The organism is Limosilactobacillus sp. DJ3M12 (assembly GCF_947381695.1).
Taxonomy (GTDB): domain Bacteria; phylum Bacillota; class Bacilli; order Lactobacillales; family Lactobacillaceae; genus Limosilactobacillus; species Limosilactobacillus kinnaridis.
The window spans coordinates 32,826-54,075 of the sequence record NZ_CANCWY010000013.1 but is presented as its reverse complement, the minus strand read 5'-3'; the positions used below and the strand labels follow the sequence as shown (position 1 = coordinate 54,075).

Here is a 21,250-nt window from a genome sequence, read left to right as displayed (position 1 = left end):
ATGATACCTGATGTCACGCCGAATGGCGTTTTTTATTTACCACCAACTGGGTGGCTAACTTCATTCTATAATCCACCGATTTTAGATATTCCGGATGCAAGCGATGTTTATGAAAAAAAGTATCTGTATTTTTTTTACAGTTATTGGGATCTTTGCTACTATCAAGATTTTATTTAAAAAGTAAATGGCTGGGAAGAATTTTTTCTCCTCAGCCATTTTTTCAACTAATCAACTTTTACAAATCCATCTTGAACAAATTTCGTTCCGTAGGTCAGAGTGTTTTCCACGGGACACTTTGCGGCAACGTCAGCGAGGAACTTCTTGATGTCTTCATCAGACTCGCTGCTGCGAAGATGTGGTTGGTAACGGATCTCAGTAAACTTACGAACATTCTTACCATCAGCAACGTCTTCACGGCCAAGGTCACCTTCGATTGTTACCCAAAAAGCTCGTAAGTCAAAGTTACGTTTTTTAGCTAATGCCTGAGCAGTAATTGCTTGGCAGGCACCAAATGACGCAAGGAGAATTTCTACTGGATTCATCCCCGTATTTGTACTTTCAGGTTCATCAAAGGTAATTTCAAAACCACGGGTACCTGCTGAAACTTGCATCCCCGTTGTTGTCTTAGTTGCTGTTACTTTATATTTACTCATAACCGTGCCCTCCTTTAATACCCATAGTGTAATCGAGACGATACTTTTGGTCAATGAGGGTGCTCAATTATAAGGTGATTTCATGTGATGATTTTTCGCCATTAAGGATTGCCATCACATCATCAAGTGAAATATCCACCATATTTTTGACCGCTAAATTAGTAAAGAAGGCAATGTGAGGCGTAAGAATAACATTATCCATTTCGTGTAATTCTTTAACAAGGGGCTGATCATCAAGCCCTTGTTCTCGACGATTTGTGGCCGCCACCGTTTCTTCACCTTCAAAAGTATCAAGGGCGGCAGCTGCAATTGTTCCCTTTTTTAGGGCGGCAACTAAATCAGCTGTATTAACGACTGGACCACGACTAGCATTGACTAAACCGGCAGTTGGTTTCATCATTTCAAAGTCGTTAGCAGTCAATAAATCTTTAGAAGTTGGATTTAAATCGACGTGGAGACTAACAACATCGGCTTGCTTTAGTAATTCTTCTTTAGAAACGAACTGGACAATTCCATCGAGGTCAGTGCGCGGATTCGTGTCATAACCAAGAACAGTGGCACCTAATGCATGAAGAAGCTTTGCCAGGGTTCCGCCAATGCGTCCAACACCAATAATTCCAATCGTGGCAGTATGAATTTCCGTTGATTGTTCATCACTAAACCAGCGGAAGTCATTTTCGGCGACTTGGTGGTCAAAGCGGTAAGTTTTCCGAAGCAACCGGAAAATCTGCATTAATGCAAACTCGGCGACACTCCGCGGTGAATATGCTGGTACATTGGTCACGACTAGGTCATTTTCGTTAGCCTTTTTAATGTCGACCATGTCAAATCCAGCTGTCCGCGTTGCAATCTGTTTGAGCCCATTGGTATGGAGCTTTTCATAAATATCAGCCGGAACTTTACTACGTTGCTGAATCACGAGTCCATCAACATCGGCAGTTAATTCAACAGCATCGTCAATCAATTTCGGCGTTGTGATGATTTCGATATTATGTTCTTTTGCGTATTCGTTAATGGCGGTTTGTTCATCGTCCCGCACACTAGTCATTAAGATTTTTGTCATGTTAATCCTCCTTATTAATGAAGGCTGCAATGTTATCAAGAGCTCTGGTTAGATTTTCCATACTGGTGGCGTAACTGATTCGGACGTAACCTTGACCGCCAGCACCGAAGAAGGAACCAGGAATTACAGCAACTTTTCCTTCATTGGCAAGATCTGTCGCAAATTTAAGGTCATCATTACCATATTGTTCAGGAATCTTGGCAAATACGTAGAAGGCTCCTTGAGGATTAATCAGCTTGAACCCTAATTTTTGGAGGTTATTAACAACAAAATCTCGTCGTTGCTCATAGGCATCTTTCATTTCTTGAGTAGCTGTTTTTCCTTCGTTAGTACCAAATGCGGCTACTGCAGCGGCCATTGCTGGATTAGAAGCAGCGGTTACTAACATCGCGTGAATGGCACTGACTGATTTCATCAATTCTTGCGGCCCAGCGATAAAACCAATGCGGTACCCAGTCATTGCATGTGACTTTGAGGCACCATTTAAAATTAGCGTTTGTTCGGGGATGTAATTAGCGATTGAAGTATGAGTAGCTCCGTAAACAAGTTCCGAGTAAATTTCATCTGCAATTACAATCAGGTTAGTTGATTTAACCGTATCGGCTAATGCTTTAATTTGATCTTGGGTGTAAGTAACACCAGTTGGGTTGGAGGGGTAGTTAAGAACTAGTCCCTTTGCGTTAGGATGTTCTTCTAGGACGCTTTGGAGTCTTGCGGGTGTGAGAATAAAATCATCGCTGCTTGTATCAACTTCAATCGGAATCCCACCAAGAATCTTTGTGACAGCCATGTAGAAGGGGAAAGTTGGGGTTGGAATGATAATTTCGTCGCCAGGATTAATAATGGTAGAAAGAGAAGCGAAAATTCCCTCTGTTGCACCAACTGTAACCGCAATCTCGTTTTCTGGATCGTATTCTAGCTGGTAACGATCTTGCATAAAATGAGCGATGGCTTGGCGTAGTGCTAAGGTTCCACTTCCCGGGGCATAGTGTGAATCATTGGCATTGATGCTATCGATTGCGGCCTGCTTCATCGCGGCTGGTACATTAAAGTCTGGTTCACCTAATGTTAGTTTAATGATGTCAGGGATTGAGCTTACCTGATAATCAAATTCGCGGATTCCACCAGGAGTGAGTTTAGTGAAATTATTGTTAAGACGATTAAGGATTTCTTTTTTAGTAGCTGGCATGATAAATTCCTCCTATATAGTATGTAGATTTAGAAATAAAAGAAGCCCTGAATGCTATAGGAATAACATCCAAGGCTTCTTGATCAGATTGGAATGAGTATAAAAGAGGCTCTCGGATGTTTGGGGGTCATCCGGGAACATCACAATGACAAAATCACTGCTGGTTAGCGGACGGTAATCGCGCTAAACCAGAAGACATACGCTTGATTCAAGTGAATTGTCGCAGTGATCATCATTGTGTCCTCCTTTTGATTAACTGATTATTAATAATTCTAATCATTTTTTAATTTTTGTCAAGCGTTGATTGAGAAAAACTATTAATTACAAAAATATTTATTGGTTACAAATGTAAATATAACAAAGTTTGAAAATGTTTGTGATTATTAGTTCGCCTTTAGTTTGATATTAAAATTATATTCTACAATTTTTTTTATTTTTTCGTGTCTTTTTTGTTGTCTTACTCCACAAATGTGATATAATATTAATCGTAAAGGAAGTGAGTAGCAATGCGGATCGACATCAAACATTATTTGGAAGTTAACCACTTGACCATTTATCAAGTTTCCAAGCGTTCCGGTTACGGCTACACGACTTTACACAAATCGTTTAACAAACCACAGTCTAGTTCGACCTCGCTTAACCTGCGTGATCTTGATGCCTTGGCTCGTGCTCAGGACAAGAGCATGTGGAAGGTCCTTAAAGAACTAGAAGAGCATTACCTCGAATGAGATTGTGGCTTTGCTGTAGCCACAGGAAGTTAAATGCGTTAACTTTTAACTTCTAGAATACTTAGACTACGAAACTTAGAAAACAAAATAGTATATTTAATTGAGGAGGGATTGCATATGGCTCAAAACCCAATGAATCCATTTGACAACGACATGAATGACATCTTTAATCAATTAATGGGTGGCATGAATGGTTTCAATTCTGATAATCGGCGTTACCTAATCAATGGTCGTGAAGTGACACCAGAAGAATTTGCTGAATATCGTAGAACTGGTCAATTGCCAGGCAGTGCAAATCCTCAACAAGGTGGGCAACCTGGCCCTCAACCTAACGCAGGTAAGGACAGTATCTTACACAAGTTAGGTCGAAACTTAACTCAAGAAGCTCGTGAACATGAACTTGACCCTGTTATTGGTCGGAACAAGGAAATCCAAGAAACAGCTGAAATTTTAAGCCGGCGGACAAAGAACAACCCTGTATTAGTTGGGGACGCTGGTGTTGGTAAGACTGCTGTTGTTGAAGGATTAGCACAAGCAATTGTTTCCGGCGATGTACCAGCTGCTATCAAGGACAAGGAAATTATCAGTATCGATATTTCTGGTCTTGAAGCAGGTACCCAATACCGTGGTAGCTTTGAAGAAAACATGCAAAAGTTGGTTGATGAAGTCAAGAAGGCTGGAAACATTATCCTCTTCTTTGATGAAATTCACCAAATTATCGGTGCCGGTTCAACTGGTGATTCTAGTGGTTCTAAGGGTATGTCTGACATTATTAAGCCAGCATTATCCCGTGGTGAACTAACAGTTATCGGTGCAACTACTCAAGATGAATACCGGAACACTATTATGAAGGATGCTGCATTAGCACGGCGGTTCAATGCTGTTACTGTTAATGCTCCAAGCAAGGCTGATACTGTAGCTATTCTTAAAGGTATCCGTGACTTGTACGAACGTCACCACAATGTAAAGTTACCAGATGACGTTCTCCAAGCTGCTGTTGATTACTCTGTTCAATACATGCCACAACGTGCATTACCTGACAAGGCTATCGACTTAATCGATATGACTGCTGCTCACTTAGCAGCAAAGCATCCTGCACGTGATGCTAAGGCAATTGAAAAAGATATCGAAGCAGAAGAAAAGAAGCAAAAAGCTGCTGCTAAGAAAGAAGATTACAAGGCTGCTCAAGATGCCAAGGAAAAGATTGCTGACTTGAAGAAGCAATTGAGCGAAAACTCTGAATCTGAAAAGGTTACTGCTACTCCAGAAGATGTTGCTAAGGCTGTAGAACAAATTACTGGAATTCCAGTTTCAAAGATTGGTGCTAGTGACGTTGAACGTCTAAAGGACATGGACAAGCGGCTTGAAGGCAAGGTTATTGGCCAAGACAAAGCTGTTGAAGCAGTTGCTCGTGCTATTCGTCGTAACCGTGCTGGATTTGACGAAGGCGATTCACCAATTGGTAGTTTCCTCTTTGTTGGACCTACTGGTGTTGGTAAGACTGAACTTGCTAAGCAATTAGCCCTTGATATGTTTGGCAGCAAAGACGATATTATTCGGTTAGATATGTCTGAATACTCTGACCGGACAGCTGTATCTAAGATGATCGGTGCTACTGCTGGTTATGTTGGTTATGAAGACAACGGTAATACCTTGACTGAAAAGGTTCGTCGTCACCCTTATTCAATTATTCTTCTTGATGAAATTGAAAAGGCTAACCCACAAGTTATCACCCTCTTGCTTCAAGTACTTGATGATGGTCGCTTAACTGATGGACAAGGTAATACTATTGACTTTAAGAATACTGTTATCATTGCTACATCAAACGCCGGCTACTCCAACGATGCTCCAGTTAAGATGGGTCGGAACGAAGATGAAGAAGACTTAATTAAGAAGTTGACTGCTTACTTCCGTCCTGAATTCTTGAACCGGTTCAACGCCATTGTTGAATTCCACAGTTTGACTAAGGAAGACTTGAAGCAAATCGTTGACTTAATGCTTGCTGAAGTTAACCGGACATTAGCTAAGAAGGGAATGCATGTTAAGGTTACTGATGCTGCAAAGCAATACCTTATTGATGAAGGTTACGATGAAGCCATGGGTGCTCGTCCTCTTCGTCGGGTTATCGAACGTGAAATCCGTGATAAGGTAACTGATTACTACCTTGACCACCTCGATGCAAAGAACCTTGTTGCTGAAATGAAGGATGGCCAACTTGTAATTGTTGACGCTAAGGACGCCTCAAAAGACGATAGTAAAGAATATACCTCACCATCTGAAAAAAAGGATGAAGAAAAAAACGATAAGAAGGAAGAAGACAAGAAGTCTGACGAAGATAAGAAAGACGAAAAGTAATTTTCCTTTAATGTAGAAAAAGACATAGGATGACTCTGAAATGAGTTAACCTATGTCTCTTTTTGCTTTAAATAATAAACATTATTAATGATCTAGGCAATCACTATGGAGGCTAAAAACTAATTAGGATAGTTGAAAATTGATGGTAAGATCTGATTTTATGCATAAAATTATTGGGATTAAGGAGACTCTCTTTTAAAACGAATTGCCTAAAAATATCGAAAAAATAGACAAAAATAAGTGAAAAAATAGTCTATTTTGGTGATTGGCTTATCAATCCATTTATTCAGACGACAAATATATTAGCAAATTATGATTAGTTAAATAATCAATAGACCATAAGTGCTATTATATCAACGTTTGTTCGAATTACCAGCTGTTAAATAAGGGCTGAATAGTGATTGTTTATTACCCCGCTTTATCTGTATCATTCTTTCACAGTTGTCTCTAAATAAGACATTTGGGCAAAATGAGACGGTAATAATTTGTGGATTTTAGTGTAAAGATAAATTCGTTTAGTAACTTATAATTATCGCAGGAACAGATTTGAAAAAAATTAAATTTTTTACGGGCTTTTTCAAATAGTTTTAAACAACAAAAATGAAATGTTGATACATACTATTTGCTAATTGCTTGATTAGCCATTAAATATTGATATAAAGGCATTTCAACCATAGTTGCAAAAATATTCGTTTGATTTTCGTTTGATTAATGAATGGCTATTTCGCTAATAAGTGAAGCAACTTAACGGGTGAATAGTTAAAATGCGAAAATGATCTTTTCGGAAATTGCCTCTCTTGTAATCCCTCAAAACCTTGATATAGTAGAAACTGTTAAGTCGTTAAGCAATAAACCTTGCATGAATAATTTATTTTCTTTTGAGTATTTTTTCATAAACGGGGGTTTATTAAAATGAGAAATTCGAATACAAATAATTGGCGTTCAACTGCTTTGGTTGCGGGGGCAATCTTGACAGCAGGTGTCGTTACCACCACTTCAACGACAGATGTACACGCTGATAATAGTCAAAACAATGCACAAGTAAGTAATGACCAAGTTACTTACGACCAAGTTCGAGCAACTGCTGATCAGCAACTTGCACAATTGCAATCAGCTAATGATAGTAAAGAAGCTCAACAAGCTACGGCCAACGAGCAATCAAATGCTGCGGATCTTGCACAAACCAACGCACAAATTGATCAATTAAAAGCTAGTCATGCTGCTCTAGAACAAGAACAAGCCGGTGCTATTGCACAAGCACAAGCTTCTACTGCTGCTTCTATTGAAGCACAAACTTCAGCTGCTAATGCTGAATACCAACAACAAATTAACACACAACAACAAAACGAAGCCACTCAACGTGCAGCAAATGATCAACAGTACGCACAAGCTGTTAATCAAGCTGCTGAAAATCAACAAGCTGTTGCTGATATCAATGCACAATATCAAAAGGCTTTAAGTGATGCCGCTAATACGCAGACAAGCCAAGCACAGGCTGCTGCCAATAATTACAACTCAGCTGTTGCTAAGGAAAATGATACTTACCAAGGTAAGCTATCTGCTCAACAAGCAACTAATGCAGAAAATATTAAAAATGCTGAAGCATCTCTTGCATCCGCAACTGCTAATGCTAACAAGCCATATGAAGTCGCAACTACTAATGATGTTGCCGTTACTGGTCGAGTTGCTAAACCACAAACAGATGTTAAAGTTCCTGCTTATGTAACAAAATATGGAATTCATCTAGAAGTTCGTGGTTATAATGGTGCTATTCCTGTATCTGATTATACTTATCCTGAATTTGCTAATACTTACTATGGTGAATACCCTGATAGTGCTGTAATCACAAACAAGGCTGCTGAATCAACTCCACATGATATTTCGGAAATGCCATTAGACTTCCAACCAGGTCTATTAAGCTATGATGCTAAAAATGACCATTCAGAAAAAGTTTCTGCTGATGGTTTAACGGCTGACCAAGTTCAAGTATTACGGGCATTAGCTCTTTCATGGGAAAATGGTTTCCGTAACAATGTTTTCCAAAACTACCGTGAATTTTACAATGTGGTTAATAAGAATGATGGTTTTGTAAACGTTGCTCCAGTTGATTTAGTAAGTACTGACTTTACTGATAACATTGCAAATCAAGTTGTTGCTAACCGGACAAAGTACAATATTGATAATAATAGCCATACTGTTATCAGCAGTGGAATGCCTGCCGAAGCAACTTATACTAGCGTTATTAATGATGCAACCAAGAACTTGAAAAAGAATTTAACAAGTGAATTCAATGGTAAGACAGTTTACACTGACGTTAACGAAAACTTAACTACTATGCAAGCTGGAACGCCAACCCTTCTTAATTACGCTATTAATCTCTACAACTCAATGCAGGGTATGTACTATGGTGAATTAGTAAACCCAACACACATCGGTGGACATGCAGTTAACCTTCTTTGTGCTGGTGTTCGGACTGTGGGAATTGGTTTCCAAAAGTTGACTGATGAAATGACTGCTAAGAATGGATCAGGTGTTTCTGATCGCAAGAACCCATCATATGCTGTAACGTTTGATCATGTCGGATTTAACATTGATTATGATGCTAACTTAACTAAAGAAGTTCAAAACCGTAATGTATGGGGTACTTCAACTGTTGATGCGCAATTAAATACTATTAAGACTGCTCAATATCACGTTAATAAGGTACCAGGCACAAAGACAGTTACGCCAACTGCTACTGATGTGCAAAAAGCTACTGCTAGCGAACAACAAAAATTAGCTGATGTTAAGGCACAAGCACAACAATCCCTTGATGCGTTAGCTAGTGCCCACCAGGCTAGCTTAAATAAGCTTGCACAACAATATAATGATGCGAAGGCTCAAGTAAAGGCTAACTATGATGTTGCAGTTACTAAGGCAGCTAGTGTTCGTGACGCTGCCCTTAAGGCTACTGGAGTTGTTAATCTTCAAGCTTACAAAGCTCAATTAGACAGTGCCTACCAAAACTTAGTAAAGGCAGACCAAGTAGCTGCTCAAAAACTTGCTGCTGATCGTGACGCTAAGATCGCCAACATCAAGAAAGTTGAAAATGTAAAGCTTGATGCTAAGATTAATGAACTTGTTCCAAGCGTTGATCCACAAATCAAGCAATTACAAGATCAACACCAAGCAGTTATTGCTCATGGTGATGCTGTTCTTGCTGAACTAAAGGCTGAAAATAAGGCTGCTTATAACAAACTTGCTGAACAATTCAATGTTCAATTAGCAGCTATTCAACGGCGTGAAAATGCTAAGAGAGCTAATGAAGTTCGTTTAGCAAATAATACTGTTGTCCTTCCTTCAGCAGTGAAAGTTGCTAATGACGGTAATATTGATACTGTTGCCTTCCCAACAGCTTCAAACCCTCTACAAGCTGAAACTACTGGACGTGTTCAAACTGTTTCAGCACCATCAATTGTAAAGACAGCTACACAAACACCTATTGCGGTTGCACCAGTTGTTACTACAGTAAATCATGCTGCTGAAAACACTGTTAAGAGTAATGAAAGTTCAGCTCCAGTTGTAACACAAACCACTGCAGTTGCTGCTACTACAAATAATGGTACACAAACATCGGTTGCTTCTACTGCTGATAACAAAGCCACTAAAGCAGACAATAGTGAGAAGTCAGTTGTAAAAGCTGGTACTGTTGCTAAGAAGCAAACTCCTGCTAAGAAGAGTGAATCATCACAAAAGGTTGATCAATCTTCTATGTCAATTGTTGCTTTAGCTGCCACTGCATTACTTGGTACACTTGGTATCACTTACAGTTCAAAGAAGCGCCACAACTAATCCGAAACGATTAATAAATACAACAAAGAGGCTGGGGATATCCCAACCTCTTTGTTATTTTAAACTGTTATTCTCTTTTGTATCCTATAGCTTATCAATCAATGGTTGCATAAAATTATTATTGATTCGGGTAAGCTTATGATGGCTTCCTAAGTTTAGTTCATAGGCTAATCGCTCGGGATTATTTTGGTCATTAACTTTAATGATTCCTCGTTTCTTAAAGTTAAAATTTTCGGCAATGTGCTGCATCGCTTTATTGCTGCGGTGAGTATCAACTCGAAAATTCTTAATTCCTTGCATTTGGCCAACTGTTAGCAAGTTAGAAAATAGCAATTTACTAAGTCCTTGGCCCCGATAATTACTGCTGATAGCTACCCGGTGGATGGTAGCATAAGGCTCATCTGGTTGTTGCCACTGTCCCTGTGTAATGTTGCGGTAGGTTGGTTCGGGTGTAAGTTGAAGAGTCGCAGTAGCCACTACTTTATTATCATTAATTAATATCCAGTTTGTTTGCATCACAATATCTTGAGTAAAGGTTTCCTGATCTGGATAACCGTTTTGCCATTGCGGACTACCATTTTTCTTTAGAAGCTCTTTTGCATCATCAATTATTTTCATAATCGCCGTTAAATCTTGAAGCTGGGCGCGTCGTAAATATATTTCTGCCATTATTATCCTCCCCTGATTAATAATATTTCTATTGTACGACATTTAGCCTTATTCAGCGGAGAAAATAAGCGAGATTATATTTCAGAAAGAAGTGGTTTGCGTTAGAATGAAAAGCAATGAAATGAATGGAGGATAAGCGATGGCATTAACATGGACAATTATTTGGTGGTGTTTGCTACTGGTTATTCTCGTCAATGAAATTGCGGCCATTTATACTGTTTTCCGTGAAAAGCGGGATATTGCTGCAACTTGGGCATGGTTATTGGTGCTAACGCTGATTCCTGGTTTTGGCTTTATATTATATGCATTCTTTGGACGAAAATTACCACATAAACAATTAGCCCGAATAAAATCCCAAACGCAACTAAAATTAAAACAAGCACTAGAAAGGCAGAAGCAACAATTCATCAATATGCCGAAGCCTAAAGATCAAATCGTCCAGATTTATCGGCGGACCATCATGCTTTTTCAAAGTATTGATGACTCATTTTTAACGCGGCACAATGCCGTTAATATTTTTACAAATGGTAATGCGCTTTTTAAGAAAATGTTTGATGATATTGCAGCAGCAAAAAAGAGTATCCATATTGAGTTTTATACAATTTATAATGATCAAATTGGTAATGAATTACGGACGTTACTTGAACAAAAGGCCGCTGAGGGAGTAAAAGTGCGAGTTCTCTACGATTCATGGGGGTCGATGGGAGTCTGGCCAAGTTTTTATGATCATTTACGTGAAGTCGGTGGTTATGCGGCCCCGTTCCTGATGTCGCGAAGTAACTTCTTTGATTTTCGGATAAACTACCGTGACCACCGGAAAATCGTTGTTATTGATGGTGAGATTGGGTATGTTGGTGGTTTTAATGTTGGCGATCAATACCTAGGACGCGTTCCTAAATTTGGTCCATGGCGTGATACCCACCTTCGAATTGTCGGTGGTGGTGTTTATGGTCTTCAGCGACGGTTTATCGGCGACTGGAATGCATCAATGAAAAAGGATGAAGATAAGATTGTGCATTACCATCCTTACTTTCAACCAATTAGAGTTCATGGGGACGTTGCATTGCAGACTGTCTCTAGTGGTCCTGAAGCGCCATTGGAAAAAATTAAAATGGGGTACTTACGTCTAATTAATGCAGCGCAGGACCATATTTGGATCCAAACTCCCTATCTGATCCCCGACGATAGTATATTGGATGCGTTAAAAGTGGCAGCTCATTCAGGAATCGATGTACGGATAATGATTCCTTCAATGCCAGATCATGCTTTTGTATATCGGGCAACGCAGTATTATGCTCGTGAGCTCGCTAATCATGGTGTAACAATTTATTACTATCAAAAAGGTTTCCTTCATGCCAAAACAATGATGATTGATGGTCGGATGGCTTCTGTTGGATCTGCTAACCTTGACTTTCGGAGTTTTAAATTAAACTTCGAAATTAATGCCTTTATTTACAATCAAAATACGGTAGACGATCTTGAGCGAATTTTTGTTAATGATATTCGTAACTGTCGGGTGATTACACCAGCAATGTTTGCAGAGCAACCACGCTGGTTGAAGTTTAAGCAAACAGTGTCACGTCTGCTGTCCCCAATTTTATAATGATAGAACGGAGCTGTGACATAAGTTAGGTCACTTCCACAAAATACGAACAGCGCAGTACAACAATGGCCTTCAGCGTCCGGCAAAGTCGAACGCTGAAGGCCTATTGTTGCTTGCGGGGACTCGAAAATGAAGTCACGAGTGACTTCTGTCTCGCTCCCGTTTTTAGTTAAAGAATATATGTTCGTTTTATGATAAAATTAGAGGAGTAATTTAGGCGATAGAAAGGATTAAAGATTATGGGAACCCTGGGATTTGTTTTAGGAACAGCAGCGATGGATCATCAGCAAGTGTTGATTGATCAATTAGTTGACCAGATAAAGAATGCATCTGCTGATGAGAGCTTTTATTATTTGGTGCCTAACCATATTAAGTTTGAAACTGAAATTAATGTCCTTGCTGGTCTTCGTGATCGTCAAGGATTTAGCGGAAGTGACAGATTCGCCTCTTCACGCATACAGGTACTTTCGTTTAGCCGGCTTGCTTGGTACCTTTTACGAGATACTCCAGCTTTTCAAAAACAACACCTTTCTAAAATCGGGATGGCGATGCTCACTTCCCAAGTTGTTCAAGAACAGGCAAGTGAGCTCCGTTTATATGCAAGCGAAGTAAAACAACCTGGCTTTATTCAAAAGATGACAGCTCAGCTTGAAGAATTAAAAAATGCTAACATAACCGCCGATGACTTAACTGATATTATTTCCCGGGTGAAGTCTGCGAATGACCCAGCAGCTAATCAGGCGTGGCTTGCTAAAATGCATGATGTTGAGATTATATATCATGCTTATGAAGATCGGCTACGGGACCGGTACATTGGTAATAGTGAGTTATATCGGCAATTAGTGTCTTACCTTCAAAAATCACCAGAAGCTGCTAAGATGCACTTCTTTATTGACCGTTTTGCTCAGTTTACTGCAAATGAGCAACAGGTAGTGGATGCATTAATTACGAATGCCGCATCGACAACTATTTCTTTAACTCTTGATCGTGGATATCCAGATCAGAACCATCCAAATCCCCAGGAACTTCCTCCTAAAAATAACTTGTTTTATTCCTCCGCGATGCAATTTCACCGTTTGTGGAAATTTGGTCAAATGCATCAAAAAGAAGTAAAGGTTTTGCAAAATGTAGCGTTTGCGACGACTCCTCGTGTTGGTGCGGAATTACAACAAGTTGATTCGTATTTTAAGCGTTATGCAAGCGAACCAATTGGCCCCAGCGAGCGGGAAGACCTTTCTTGTCCCCCAAATATTCAATTTATGACAACTACCAATCGGATGACTGAATTGAATAATGTGGCCACCAAGATTCGCCAATTAGTTGCTAGTGGTAAATATCGTTATCGTGATTTTCTTATTCTTAGTCGCCACCTTGACGGCTATCAGACAATGATTGAACCAGTTTTTGCGGCACATAATATTCCAGTTTTTAATGACCATGAACGCTTGATGGATAACCATCCACTAGTAACACTTCTTACGACATTATTAGAATTACCGCAACGGGGCTATCGAACAGCAGATATCATCCAATTGCTGAAGACATGGTTACTTGTTCCACGGACAGGCACTGGCGATCTGATGGGGCTAAGTGATTTCCAAGCAGCTGTTTTCGCCACTGAGAATTGGTGCCTTAAGCAGGCAATTGAAGGAAAAAGTGCTTGGACAACTAATGATCCAGAAAAGATTAAGCAATTATGGCAGGCACCCGGAACGAACCTAACAGATCCAAAATATGCGCAATCACGGTTGAAAAAATTAAATGACCAGTTAGCCCTTGTAAAAGATTTTGTTGCGAATCACTTATTGCCAGTTTTCGACCAGTTTAAACAAGCACAATCAGGCCAAGAACTTGCCACTGCGTTATACCAGTTCTTGGCCGCTATGGGAGTTACAGACCGGTTATACGCTTGGCAACAATACCAAAGTACCCGAGATTTAGACCTTGCGCGTCAACCACAACAAGTCTGGACTACCTTTTGCCAAATTCTCCAAGAATATGTGGAAATCTTGGGCCAACAAGAACTACGGGATGGAACTAGTGAGGTCCTTGCAGATTTTAGTGAATTGCTCCAGGCAGGGTTTGCGGCTGCCCAGTATTCCCAGATTCCGGCAACGTTAGATCAAGTGGTAGTCTCTGAAACGGGAATTGTCCAAAGTGAAAATCGAAAAGTAGTTTTTATGATTGGATCGACTGATGATGTGATGCCAGAAATGCAAGAAAGTGATAGTTTGCTAACTGACCAAGATAAGGATGTTTTGAGTGCTTATCTTGATGAAGATTTCCAATACCTTCCTGGAACGGCAATTGACCAACTGATTGATGAGCCATTTATTCACTATACTGGTTTTATGAACGCTAAGGAACAGTTGATTTTCTCGGCACCGCAAACTGATAGTGATGATAAGGAACTCAGTATATCGCCATATATGCATGATATGGCTCGCTACTTTGGTCAACCTGTTTGTGAATATCCATTAGCTACTAGCAAGGCCGGACAAGAGAATGCTATTGATTTTGTAAGTGCCCCACTCGCAACAATAAACCGGTTAGTCGAAGTTAGCCGGCAAATTCGTGATGAGCAAGGAGTTGGCATTGATCGTCAACCGGTTATGCCCGTTGGATGGCAAACAGTTGCTGAATCGTTGGTTAAGTTAGCTAAGCAATGGCAACAATCAGCAGATACTAAGGTTCAAGCAGAAGGAATATCACTAGGTCAGCGTCTATCTTTAGTTGCTGCGGGCTTTCATTATCAAAACAAGATTGATTCCCTGGGAAATAAATTGGCTCAGGCACTTTATCTCCGAACGGCACCCGATGATGAGCGTGGACGGGTATTATATGCCTCAATCTCGCAATTACAAGATTTTTATATTAATCAGTACGAATATTTCCTTAAGTATGGTTTACGGTTGCAAAAACGAGATGAGTTAACCTTATCTAATGACCGTATCGGCACCTTCTTCCATAAAGCGATGGAGACTTTTGTTACAACAATTCGAGAAAATAATTCGTCATTTGCAGATCTTGCCCACAAAGATAATCAGATGCAACGTGACCAGCTGATTGACCATGCATTAGTTACAGCTCAAAAGAATCAGCCAACTTTATTGCGTCTCATTAATTCTTCAGCCCAAGCCCAATTCCAATATCAACAATTAACCGCAATTGTTAAAACAATGTTAATTACATTATGCCGCCAAGCTGAATATACCGGCTCACAACCAGTTAAAACCGAAGTTCAGTTTGGAAGAATTGGTAACCAGCAGCCGGGCAACCTTGGCTCTCTTGATTATCCGCTTAAAGATAATCATCATATTTATCTGCGGGGACGAATTGACCGAATCGATAATCTTAAGCAAGGAAACGACAATTTCTTGACGGTTGTTGACTATAAGTCGAGTAATCATCTTTTTGACCTCACTTCGGCTTATTATGGGCTCTCTCTCCAACTTTTAACCTACCTTAATGGGTTACAGGCAAACTTAGCTGAATTGGAAACGAATAATTCACGACTGGCAGGGGCATTATATCTTCGTTTGAATAATCCGACAATTAAGGCTGCCGAGTTAAAGAAAAGTTCCCTCGATGATTTGAAATTAAAAGAGCACCAATACAAGGGAATCCTCTTGAATGATCCACAATTATTGCGGGAGTTAGATAAGAGTTTAGATAAACAGGCATTCTTATACCCCCTTAAGGAATATAAGAATGGAAAAATTAAAGCTAATAAAGAAGCGCTTCTCGTTACGCCGCAGCAACTTGATTGGTTGCAAAACATGAATAAGGAACTTGTGATTAATGCGGGTAATCAAATTTTGAGTGGTGACTTGAAACTGAATCCTTACCGGTTATTAACTGGAAGCAACCGTCGTACAGGACTTGATTACAGTGACTTTTTAGACGTATTTCAGTTTGATAATATGCTTGACCAGCAAAACTACCGCGACCTAAATCCTAATTTAGCAAAAGAAGCATTTGATAATGCAGTTCAAGACGATGATGAGGAGGATAAGAAGTAATGGCTGGATTTAAACCAACGCCTGCTCAATCCAAGGCGATAAATGACCGTGGCGAAAATATCCTAGTTTCAGCTTCCGCGGGATCAGGAAAAACGGCTGTGCTAGTAAATCGGACAATTGAATTGATTAAAGAAGGGCAAAGCATTGATCGAATGCTGCTCGTAACATTTACGGACGCCGCAGCAAAGAATATGCGGGATAAAATCAGGGCAGCCTTGCAGAAAATAGTACAAGATTCAGCTAATCCCAAAGATTTACGTGACCGGATGAGTAATCAAATTAACCGGCTTGTGGCTGCAGATATCAGTACAATTCATGCTTTTTGTTTAAAGTTAATAAAGCGGTACTATTACTTGATTAACCTTGATCCACAATTTCGGCTCTTAACTGATGAAACAGAGCGGTTATTACTTCAAGAAGATGTCTGGCATGAAGTTAGTGAAGAACTGTATAAAAATGCTGAAGAAAAAGTTCCGGGCAGAGCTTCCTTTAGCGAACTAGTCCTCAACTTTTCTAGTGACCGTGATGACCAAGGACTCAACGACTTGATTTTACGGTTATATGAAATTGCTAATGCCCAACCTGATCCCGAAAAGTGGCTCCAAAAATTACCAGATAATTATGATTTAGGGTCTGGCTCACTATTAGAATCTAATTTTTATCAACAACAGCTAAAGCCCCTGGTTATCGAAAAGCTCAATCAGTTCATTCAAGATTATCGTGAATTAGTAACAAGAGCTAGTGACAACGGTCTAGATCAAGCAGCCGAAGTTATTAAAAGTGATGAAGAATTGATGCATCAACTTCTTTCTTCACTCGGGGGGATTACCGTCAGTGATGTTTGTCAAATGATGGCGCAGCAAAAATTTGGTAGTTTTCGGGGACGACCAGCGGCAGATGATCCACGGATTGATGTATTTAAAGACATTCAAAAGCAGCGTAATCAGCTAAAGAAGCAGTGGGAACAAACAGTTAGTATTTACTTGGGAAAGCAGGAAGCACAGGAACCAATTGCAAAAGAAGAATTGCTAACTGAGCTAACGACTTTCCGTGATCAATTTACAGCCTTGTTAAGCAAAGCAACTGAAAGTCAATTAGACGCTAAAACTGTTGATTCATTGCAAAAAGACCAGCAGATGATGCAGGAGTTTTTAGACTTATTGCAACCACCTACCTGGAATACTATTAGGGACTTATTTGCTAATGCTAAATTTGCACGAATGGGCGGCAAGCCGAAAGACGATGAGCTAGCTGAAGAAGTATATAAATCACTGGGAAGTACTCGAACTGGGATAAAAAAGCAATTTGATCAGTTGGTTGATCGCTTCTTTAATTATCGTGAAGACCAATTTCGATTAATTTCAACGAATGCCCAGGAACTTTTACGCGAATTGAGTGCGGTAACGATTAATTTCCGTCGACGGTATCAACAAACCAAGTTAAATCGGCATGTCCTTGAGTTTAGTGACTTGGAACACTACGCGTACGCTATTTTAACGCCACCAGACGACCAGCCAAACTGGCAAACCCTCGTCAAAGATCTGCAAAATCATTATCAAGAAATTATGATTGATGAATACCAGGATACGAACCGCCTTCAGGAAAGTATTTTGATGAAATTGACATCTCCTGAACGCAAGAATCTATTTATGGTAGGGGATGTTAAGCAATCGATTTACCGATTCCGTGAAGCTGATCCAACATTATTTCTTGGGAAATATCAAAACTATCGTCAAGGTAACGACGGGGAAGCGATTGTTTTAGGAGAAAATTTCCGGTCGATGACTAATGTGACGAGCTTTACCAATATCCTTTTCGAACAACTGATGGATAGGGAAGTTGGTGAAATTGATTATGACGAAGATGCCCATTTAAAATATGCGGCAACTTATTACGAAGAAAATCAAGATAATAAGGTTCACCCAACAGAAGTGTTACTGTATGACGCCAATGCCCTTGATCCAGAAAAAGAAGATGTTGAACATGAGGATGATAAATTAGCTGGAGAATTTCGGATGATCGGGATGCGAATTAAGCAGATGGTCGAAAATCAAGAGTTAATTTTTCATCCAGAAGATGGACAGATGCATCCAATTCAGTACGGTGATATTGTTTTGCTTGAGCGGACAAAGGCAATTAATAATTCATTGATGGAAGAGTTTAATAAACTTAATATTCCATTGACAGTTCACGATGTTGAAAGTTATTTTCAAGCTACTGAAGTGCGAGTAATGATGTCCTTGTTGAAGATAATTGATAATCCACAACAGGATATTCCATTAGCTGCTGTTTTGCGATCGCCGATTGTCGGGTTAACTAACCAAGAATTAGCTTTTATCCGTCTTCAGAATCGATCTGTTGATTACTACGCTGCCTTGCAATCATTTATGGGTAATTACCAGCGAAAGGCTCTTCACCATCAATCGCTCCTTACTTCTGAACAGGTAAGTGCCCTCTATGAAAAAGCAGACCACTTCTTAGGCTTGCTTCGTGTTTTTCGACAAACAGCCCAACAGCAAACCCTTGTTGACTTGATTTGGCAGATCTATGACCAAACAGGTTATCTTGATTACGTTGGAGCAATGCCAGGAGGCCACCAACGACAGGCAAACCTCCATGCCCTTTATCAACGTGCACACTCTTATGAACAAAGCAGTTTTAAAGGTCTTTATCAATTTATTCGCTTTATTGAGAAAATGCAGGAACATGATAAAGATTTAGGCGTAGCACCGACACAGTTAACTGCAAATACGGTTAATGTTATGACGATTCACGGAAGTAAGGGTCTGCAATTCCCTGTGGTATTTCTAATTGATGCCACACATGGCTTTAACAAAGGAGCAGTTCGTGAAAATACAGTTGTCGATGCTGTTGCGGGGGTAGGAATTCGTTACATGGATGATCAACGGGTCATTTATGACACGCCGCAACGACAAGCAGTGATTGAAGAGATCCAGCGCGGCGAACGAGCAGAAGATCTTCGGGTTCTCTATGTTGCATTGACCCGCGCAGAACAGCGGTTAATTATTACGGGATCCTTTAATGAAGAAATGCGGACACAGAGTCTTGTTGGTTCATGGCAACGGTGGCAGAAAGCATATCAGAGTAAGAATTTACTAATTGGCCCGCAACCACGGATCACTGCAAATTCATTTATGGACTGGGTTGGCCTTGCACTAGCTCGTTATCCAGAATTCAACGCGCAACAATTGAGTCGTGGAAATGTCACGCTAGAAAAAAGTACTCTTGCTGATACTAAAGTTACTGGTTTGGCGGCTGATCCTCACTTTATTGCAAAAACATATACCGCACTTGATGTTAGCGATGGATTGGCAAAAATTGGGCAAAATGCTAGTGCTAATGTAACGGAAAAGAACAATACAGTCGCAACTGATGCTTCTGAACAAAAGATCGATCAAATTTTGCGTTATCGTTACCCCCATCTTGTCGCTACTAAAACAACTGCTTACCAATCTGTTACAGATGTAAAACGAGTCTTTGAAGATCCTGACACACGTGATATGGCGCGGTGGGATTATGATCAACAACAAAGGGTAAAGACGCAAGGGATTTACTTAAATAATAACTTTGACGTTCCAGCTTTCATTCAGCAGACTACTCATGAACCCGTGGCAACAGAAATTGGAACAGCAACTCACCTTGTTTTCCAAAAACTTCCGCTTGATGAAGGTCCGATTAACGTTGAATTTGTTGATCAAGAAATTCAAAAATTAGTAGGAAAAAAACTGATCAATCCAGTTGTAGCAGCACGGATCAACCGGAAAGGAATAGTGGACTTTTATCAGACTGAGGTTGGTCAAAAGATCTTAAAGCATCCCGCAGATTATCATCGTGAAGTGCCGTTCTCAATGATTATGAATGGTCATGAATTATTTAAAGGGGTAAATGTTAGTGATGATGAACGCATTTTAATTCACGGAATCATTGATGGTTACTTAAAAAATGACGAGGGCATTGTTCTGGTTGATTATAAAACTGATCACCTTAACAAAGATTATCGCGACTTTGATTTAGCACGGATAAAGGATCGCTACCGAGGACAATTAGAGCTCTATAAAGAAGCTTTGAACTTAATGGAAGGGATTCCAGTTGTCCAAATGGGGCTTTACCTGTTAGAATTAGGAGAGTTCGTGTTATTTACAAAAGAGGGTGATTAGTTGGCGACAATTAAGGATATTGCACAGAAAGCAGGGGTATCGGTTTCGACTGCTTCTCGAGCTTTAAACCATAATCCACGAATTAGTGAAAAAACACGACAACAAATAGCGACGATTGCTAAAGAGATGGGATATCAACCAAATTACAATGCACAGAACTTAACACGGGGCGAGTCAAACATGGTCGGAATTATTTTTCCAGTAACCAGTGATACTGCGCCTGCCAATCCGTTTCATATTGACTTATTACGGGGAATTAGCATGGCATTAAAGCCGATTCACTATGAAATGGTTGTGGCAATTGCGCCAACTACGGCCGACCTTTTGCAAAGCGTAAAATCGATGGTCGAACAGTCCAAGGTGCATAACTTTTTAGTACTTTATACGGTTAAAGATGACCCCATTACTAATTACCTGCGCCAAAATAACCTTAATTTTGTGGTAATCGGTCATCCAGACAAGGCCCAAGATCGCTTTGTCGACAATGATAACGTAGCGGCAGGGCAAGCGGCGACTGATTATCTGATGGATCATCAGGAGGCTAGTCACCCCGTCTTTCTTCAATCTGCAAGTAATTGGGTATTTGAACAGGATAGGCATCAAGGTTATGAGCAGAGTATGCAAAATCATCACCTTCCTGCTCTTAGCTGGCGATATTCACCAACGGGGACCGCAGTTAAAGATTTTATTAAACAACATCCGCAAATCGATTCAATTGTTTGTGTTGATGACTTGTTGCTGGTACGATTAATACGGCAACTACAAGAATTTAATTTACCAACTATTTGTTTTAACAATAGTCGGTTGATGGGGATGTTAATTAATCAAGAAGAGAAGGTTGACTTACAACCCCGCAAATTGGGTCAACAAGCTGTTGAATTACTTTTTAATCCAGAAGAGCAATTCCGAATCGTTGATTTTAAAATAAATAGTTGATAGAAAGGACCACGGAATTACTT

11 protein-coding genes are annotated in these 21,250 nt (G+C 39.9%); 7 read left to right on the top strand and 4 right to left on the bottom strand.

Annotated features, from left to right (window positions below; translation table 11 throughout):
- Positions 1–224 precede the first annotated feature (224 nt).
- The 3 genes from QOS06_RS07520 to QOS06_RS07510 all read right to left on the bottom strand — a co-directional run bounded on the left by QOS06_RS07520 (position 225) and on the right by QOS06_RS07510 (position 2,905).
- Entirely contained in the window at positions 225–653 is a 429-nt protein-coding gene (locus QOS06_RS07520; protein WP_003669548.1) for an OsmC family protein, read from the bottom strand.
- A 67-nt stretch (positions 654–720) separates the two neighbouring features.
- On the bottom strand, positions 721–1,716 hold the full coding sequence (locus tag QOS06_RS07515; protein WP_003670240.1) for a D-2-hydroxyacid dehydrogenase: 996 nt from the start codon (positions 1,714–1,716) through the stop codon (positions 721–723).
- A gap of 1 nt (position 1,717) precedes the next feature.
- Entirely contained in the window at positions 1,718–2,905 is a 1,188-nt protein-coding gene (locus QOS06_RS07510; protein ID WP_003670242.1) for an aminotransferase class I/II-fold pyridoxal phosphate-dependent enzyme, read from the bottom strand.
- A 506-nt stretch (positions 2,906–3,411) separates the two neighbouring features.
- Here QOS06_RS07510 and QOS06_RS07505 point away from each other — a divergent pair.
- The 3 genes from QOS06_RS07505 to QOS06_RS07495 all read left to right on the top strand — a co-directional run bounded on the left by QOS06_RS07505 (position 3,412) and on the right by QOS06_RS07495 (position 9,819).
- The gene (locus QOS06_RS07505) at positions 3,412–3,633 is read left to right on the top strand and encodes a hypothetical protein (RefSeq protein ID WP_003670244.1); all 222 of its coding nucleotides are present in this window, start codon (positions 3,412–3,414) and stop codon (positions 3,631–3,633) included.
- A gap of 117 nt (positions 3,634–3,750) precedes the next feature.
- Positions 3,751–5,988, top strand: coding sequence for an ATP-dependent Clp protease ATP-binding subunit (locus QOS06_RS07500; RefSeq protein WP_003670246.1), 2,238 nt, complete (start codon positions 3,751–3,753; stop codon positions 5,986–5,988).
- 912 nt (positions 5,989–6,900) lie between these two features.
- Entirely contained in the window at positions 6,901–9,819 is a 2,919-nt protein-coding gene (locus QOS06_RS07495; RefSeq protein WP_003670247.1) for a hypothetical protein, read from the top strand.
- Between the two features lie 84 nt (positions 9,820–9,903).
- Here QOS06_RS07495 and QOS06_RS07490 read toward each other — a convergent pair whose 3' ends face one another.
- Complete coding sequence (locus tag QOS06_RS07490) at positions 9,904–10,488, bottom strand: GNAT family N-acetyltransferase (protein ID WP_035159708.1); 585 nt, start codon at positions 10,486–10,488, stop codon at positions 9,904–9,906.
- Between the two features lie 139 nt (positions 10,489–10,627).
- Between QOS06_RS07490 and cls the strand changes: the two genes are divergently transcribed.
- The 4 genes from cls (at position 10,628) to QOS06_RS07470 (ending at position 21,227) form a co-directional block, all read left to right on the top strand.
- On the top strand, positions 10,628–12,091 hold the full coding sequence (gene cls / locus QOS06_RS07485) for a cardiolipin synthase (protein WP_003670251.1): 1,464 nt from the start codon (positions 10,628–10,630) through the stop codon (positions 12,089–12,091).
- Positions 12,092–12,330: 239 nt separating this feature from the next.
- The gene (locus QOS06_RS07480) at positions 12,331–16,113 is read left to right on the top strand and encodes a PD-(D/E)XK nuclease family protein (RefSeq protein ID WP_003670253.1); all 3,783 of its coding nucleotides are present in this window, start codon (positions 12,331–12,333) and stop codon (positions 16,111–16,113) included.
- Positions 16,113–20,291, top strand: coding sequence for a helicase-exonuclease AddAB subunit AddA (addA, locus tag QOS06_RS07475; protein ID WP_003670254.1), 4,179 nt, complete (start codon positions 16,113–16,115; stop codon positions 20,289–20,291). The genes QOS06_RS07480 and addA overlap by 1 nt, the downstream gene beginning before the upstream one ends.
- Entirely contained in the window at positions 20,292–21,227 is a 936-nt protein-coding gene (locus tag QOS06_RS07470; protein WP_003670256.1) for a LacI family DNA-binding transcriptional regulator, read from the top strand.
- Positions 21,228–21,250: the final 23 nt, after the last annotated feature.